At 71.1% G+C, this 4,508-nt stretch carries 6 protein-coding genes; 4 read left to right on the top strand and 2 right to left on the bottom strand.

From position 1 onward, the window contains the following. A partial coding sequence (locus tag WAL33_RS14330; protein WP_422182196.1) for an AarF/UbiB family protein occupies nucleotides 1–1,012 on the top strand: 1,012 nt, incomplete at its 5' end. Between the two features lie 178 nt (nucleotides 1,013–1,190). Here the strand turns inward: WAL33_RS14330 and WAL33_RS14325 are convergent. Further along, nucleotides 1,191–1,775, bottom strand: coding sequence for a hypothetical protein (locus tag WAL33_RS14325; protein ID WP_422182195.1), 585 nt, complete (start codon nucleotides 1,773–1,775; stop codon nucleotides 1,191–1,193). A gap of 167 nt (nucleotides 1,776–1,942) precedes the next feature. Between WAL33_RS14325 and coaBC the strand changes: the two genes are divergently transcribed. Both coaBC and dut read left to right on the top strand, forming a co-directional pair. After that, nucleotides 1,943–3,139, top strand: a complete 1,197-nt coding sequence (gene coaBC, locus WAL33_RS14320; protein ID WP_422182194.1) for a bifunctional phosphopantothenoylcysteine decarboxylase/phosphopantothenate--cysteine ligase CoaBC — start codon at nucleotides 1,943–1,945, stop codon at nucleotides 3,137–3,139. Then, nucleotides 3,136–3,594 (top strand): dUTP diphosphatase, encoded by a 459-nt coding sequence (dut, locus tag WAL33_RS14315; protein WP_422182193.1) that lies wholly within the window; start codon nucleotides 3,136–3,138, stop codon nucleotides 3,592–3,594. The genes coaBC and dut overlap by 4 nt, the downstream gene beginning before the upstream one ends. A gap of 21 nt (nucleotides 3,595–3,615) precedes the next feature. Here dut and WAL33_RS14310 read toward each other — a convergent pair whose 3' ends face one another. Continuing rightward, nucleotides 3,616–3,732 (bottom strand): hypothetical protein, encoded by a 117-nt coding sequence (locus tag WAL33_RS14310; RefSeq protein WP_422182192.1) that lies wholly within the window; start codon nucleotides 3,730–3,732, stop codon nucleotides 3,616–3,618. Between the two features lie 279 nt (nucleotides 3,733–4,011). Between WAL33_RS14310 and WAL33_RS14305 the strand changes: the two genes are divergently transcribed. After that, a partial coding sequence (locus WAL33_RS14305; protein ID WP_422182191.1) for an HlyD family secretion protein occupies nucleotides 4,012–4,508 on the top strand: 497 nt, incomplete at its 3' end.

Below are 4,508 nucleotides of genomic sequence, written 5' to 3'. Positions count from 1 at the left end.
CGACAGCGCCGCCCTGCGCCTGGCCGCCGACCTGGCCGAACGGCTGGCTCCCGCCGCCCGCCGCCTGCGGCCGCGCGAGTTCGTCGAGGTGGTGATCCGAGCCCTGGACCTGGAGCTGGATCTGCGTTTCGAAGCCGCCGGCTGCGCCGAGCTGGGCGAGGCCATGAAGGTCGACGCCTACATGCGCGCGCCCGACGTGGTGTGGGACGGGGTCGGCAAGCGGTTCCTGACCCTGACCTGGGCCTCGGGCGTGGCCCTGTCGGACCCCGCCGCCCTGGAGCAGCCGGGCCTGGACCGCAAGGCCCTGGCCGAGGCCGTGACGCGGGGCTTCCTGTCCCAGGCCCTGGACCACGGCCTGTTCCACGCCGACCTGCACGAGGGCAATCTGTTCGTCAGCGCCCCGGCGGGCATCGTCGCGGTCGACTACGGCATTCTGGGCCGCCTGGGGCCGGCCGAGCGCAAGTACCTGGCCGAGATCCTCTACGGCTTCCTCAATCGCGACTATCCGCGCGTGGCGGCGATCCATTTCGAGGCCGGCTACGTGCCCGCCCACCACGACCGCGACGCCTTCGCCCAGGCCCTGCGGGCCGTGGGCGAGCCGGTGTTCGGCCGCGACGCCAGCGACGTCTCGATGGGCCGGCTGCTGGCCCAGCTGTTCGAGATCACCGCCCTGTTCGACATGGCCCTGCGCCCGGAACTGGTGCTGCTGCAGAAGACCATGGTCACCGTCGAGGGCGTGGCCCGCCGTATCGACCCGACCCACGACCTGTGGGCCGCCGCCGATCCGGTGGTGCGCCGCTGGATCGCCCGCGAGCTGTCGCCGGCCGCCAAGGTCCGCGACTTCGCCGACGAGGCCGTCCGCGCGATCCGCGCCCTGGCCCGCCTGGCCGAGGCGCCGCCCGTTTCGGCCGTCACCGTGGTCGAACAGCGTCCTGGCCGAGCGCTGCCGTGGTTCCTGGCCGGGGCGGCGGTGGCGGGCCTGGCCTTCGCCGCCGGGGCTTGGTTGCTCTAAGGCTCGAGCTCTTGCCCAAAGCCCTCCCAGGGACGGCGACCGCGCCGCCCCTGGGTCCCGATCGCCCCGGGGCCGATCGCCCCCGAGCCGATCGGGAGACGAGAAGACGGCGTGACGCAGCACAGCCCTCCCCCCGGCGCCTCCCCCAGGCGCTTTGACCTTGAGACGCGTTGTTGATCTAGCTGTCGCGGGCGCTGGACGCCCTGTCGCGCGATGCGGTGGTTCGCCGACCCTGTCCCGCCTTCTGGGTCGCCCAATAGGCCGCGCCGTCGTCGGGCTTGAACATCGTGCGCGGCGCCCCGGCCTTGGTGACCACCGCGAAGACGTTGTCCCTGGCGTCATAGATCAGGGTGTCGCCATTGGCCCGCGTCAGGGTCTGCGCCCCAGCCGGCGGATGACCGACGAAGGCGTGGGTCTTGCGGACATAGTCGTCCACATCGGCGGCGGCGAATTCGGCGCCGTAGCGCTCGAAGCCGCGCTGAGCGTTTTCCTCGGCCGTCCGCGTGCGGTTGGCCGCCCACATCGGCCTGCCCGCCACCGTGCGGACCGGCGCGTCGCGCGGGTCGGTCCGGGTCGGCGCGCCGTCATAGGTCCCGCCGTTGAAGGCGGGCCCGTCGCGGTCAGACGCCGGTTGGGCCGCCGAGGCGACGTCGCCGGCCTTGGGCGCCTTGACCGCCGATGCGCCTCCGTCGCAGGCCACAACGCTCAAGGCCAAGCCGGCTATCGCGAAGGCGGAAGGCCAGGACGCGAACCGTACCGTCATGATCGATCTCCAGGTGTGTTCTCTACCTTTACGATTAAGAACGAAGCCGGAACGAATGTCGAGTCCCTGTTAAGGTTTTTGCGCGAAGGGGCTTACGCTGGAGCCCGCGTCGCTCTATGCGCCTGATGACGCCCCCTTGGGGGCGAGACGCGCCGGAGTCCGATGACATGACCGAGAAGCGGGTTCTTCTGATCGTCGGCGGCGGCATCGCCGCCTACAAGGCGCTGGAGCTGACGCGGCTGCTGCGCAAGGCCGGGGTGGGCGTACGGCCGATCCTGACCCGGTCGGGCGCCGAATTCGTCACCCCGCTCTCCCTGTCCGCCCTCGCCGAGGACAAGGTCTATAGCGAGCTGTTCTCGCTGACCGACGAGGCCGAGATGGGCCATATCGAGCTGTCGCGCTCGGCCGACCTGGTGGTGGTGGCGCCGGCCACCGCCGATCTGATCGCCAAGGCCGCCCACGGCCTGGCCGGCGATCTGGCCTCCACGACCTTGCTGGCCACCGACAAGCCCGTGCTGATGGCCCCGGCCATGAACGTGCGGATGTGGCTGCACCCGGCCACCCAGCGGAACCTGGCGACCCTGAAGTCCGATGGCGTGATGTTCGTCGGTCCCGACGACGGCGCCATGGCCTGCGGCGAGTTCGGCCCCGGCCGCCTGGCCGAACCACCGGTGATCTTCGAGGCGATCATGAGCGCTCTCGAGGGACCCGCCGCGCGTCCGCTGCTGGGCAAGCACGCCCTGGTCACCGCCGGTCCGACCTTCGAGCCGATCGACCCGGTGCGCGGCATCACCAACCGCTCCAGCGGCCGGCAGGGCTACGCCATCGCCGGCGCCCTGGCCAAGCTGGGCGCGCGGGTGACCCTGGTCAGCGGACCGGTCGCCCTGCCCACCCCGCTCGGCGTGGACCGCGTCGACGTGGAGACCGCCCGCGACATGCTGGCCGCCTGCCAGGCCGCCCTGCCCGCCGATGTCGGGGTGTTCGTGGCCGCCGTCGCCGACTGGCGCATCGACGAGGTGTTCGGCGTCAAGCTGAAGAAGGACAAGGGCGGCCCGCCGGCCCTGACCTTCGTCGAGAACCCGGACATTCTGGCGACGCTGTCGGCCTCCGGGCCGAGACGGCCGAAACTGGTGATCGGCTTCGCGGCCGAGACCAACGATGTCGAGATGCACGCCCGCGCCAAGCTGGCCCGCAAGGGCTGCGACTGGATCATCGCCAACGACGTCACCGAGCCCGGCGTGATGGGCGGCGACGAGAACACCGTCCTGCTGATCTCCAAGGACAAGACCGAACGCTGGACGCGGGCCGCCAAGGACTCCGTGGCCCGCGACCTCGCCCAACGCATAGCAAAGAGCCTTTCATGACCGCTCCGCACATCCCCGTCGTCCAATTGGCCCATGCCGAGGGCCTGCCCCTGCCCGCCTACGAGACCAACGGCGCGGCCGGCATGGACCTGCGGGCCGCGGTGGGCGAGGAGGCGCCCCTGGTGCTGAAGCCCGGCGCGCGGTTCATGGTCCCCACCGGCCTGGCCTTCGCCGTGCCGCAAGGCTTCGAGGCCCAGGTGCGGCCGCGCTCGGGCCTGGCCGCCAAGGCCGGCGTGACCTGCCTGAACACGCCCGGCACCATCGACAGCGACTATCGCGGCGAGGTGAAGGTGATCCTGATCAATCTGGGCGAGGAAGACTTCACGATCCGCCGAGGCGACCGCATCGCCCAGCTGGTGATCGCGCCCGTGGTTCAGGCCTCGTGGGGCCTGACGACCAGCCTGGACGAAACGACGCGCGGCGCGGGCGGCTTCGGCTCGACCGGGGGACGTTGAGGACCGACGAACGCGGCGCCGTCAGCCGCCGGTCGCCGCCGGCGCCATGATCAGGTAGCCGCCGAACCCCGTCGCGAAGGCGGCGGCCGCCAGCCACAGAACCGGGCGGAACGTCGAGAGCGGGCGGTGGGCGTTCATGGGCGCTCCTGAGCGACGGTTCGAAGCCAACGGCTCCGTCCTTGGAAATACGCGCGCGGGGCCGCCTGGGTTGCGCGGCGCTTGAAGATGATGCGCGATCCTCGCTCGAACATCGGGCGCCGGGATCACGCCGTCGGCGCGACCCGTTGACGCGGGATCGGGATCTTTCTCGCCGCACGCGATTGATTTTTGGACGACTGCGTCCATTTATCCCTTGCCCGGGGCGCGGGTCCGATATACCGCCCCGATCCATCGCGTTTGTTTCGGGATTCTAAGTCCATGGCCGCAGCGTCCAAGAAGCTTGTTCCCCTGATCGTCGGCGGTGCGGCCGCGACGGCGCTGATCATCGGCGGCGGGCTGTGGTTCGTCGACAAGCAGCACTACGAAACCACCGACAACGCCTTCGTCCAGGCCGACACCGTGCAGGTCAGCCCGCAGGTCTCGGGCTATGTCGTCGAGGTTCTGGTGGCCGACAATCAGCGGGTCGAGGCCGGCCAGGTCGTCGCCCGCATCGATCCCGCCCCGCTTCAGGCCAAGCTCGACCAGGCCGTCGCCAACGCCCAGGCCCTGGAAGCGGCCATCACGGGCGTCGATGACAAGGCCGCCCTCGAACAGGCGATGATCGCCCAGCGGGCCGCCGGCGTCGCCAGCGCCCAGGCCGACCAGGGCCGCGCCAAGGCCGACCTCGCCCGCTACAACGCCCTGGCTCAGCAGGGCTGGGTCTCGGCCCAGAAGGTCCAGACCACCCAGGCCGGCGCCGCCCAGTCGGCCGCCGC

This window comes from Caulobacter sp., from assembly GCF_049283275.1.
Taxonomy (GTDB): Bacteria; Pseudomonadota; Alphaproteobacteria; order Caulobacterales; family Caulobacteraceae; genus Caulobacter.
Note: the sequence above shows the minus strand (reverse complement) of the source record. Positions and strands in the feature narration are given on the sequence as shown.

Excerpts from the sequence above, each read along its gene's own strand:
- WAL33_RS14325 (WP_422182195.1), bottom strand. The coding sequence starts at position 1,775 with ATGACGGTACGGTTCGCGTCCTGGCCTTCCGCCTTCGCGATAGCCGGC.
- coaBC (WP_422182194.1), top strand. The coding sequence starts at position 1,943 with ATGACCGAGAAGCGGGTTCTTCTGATCGTCGGCGGCGGCATCGCCGCC.
- dut (WP_422182193.1), top strand. The coding sequence starts at position 3,136 with ATGACCGCTCCGCACATCCCCGTCGTCCAATTGGCCCATGCCGAGGGC.
- WAL33_RS14310 (WP_422182192.1), bottom strand. The coding sequence starts at position 3,732 with ATGAACGCCCACCGCCCGCTCTCGACGTTCCGCCCGGTTCTGTGGCTG.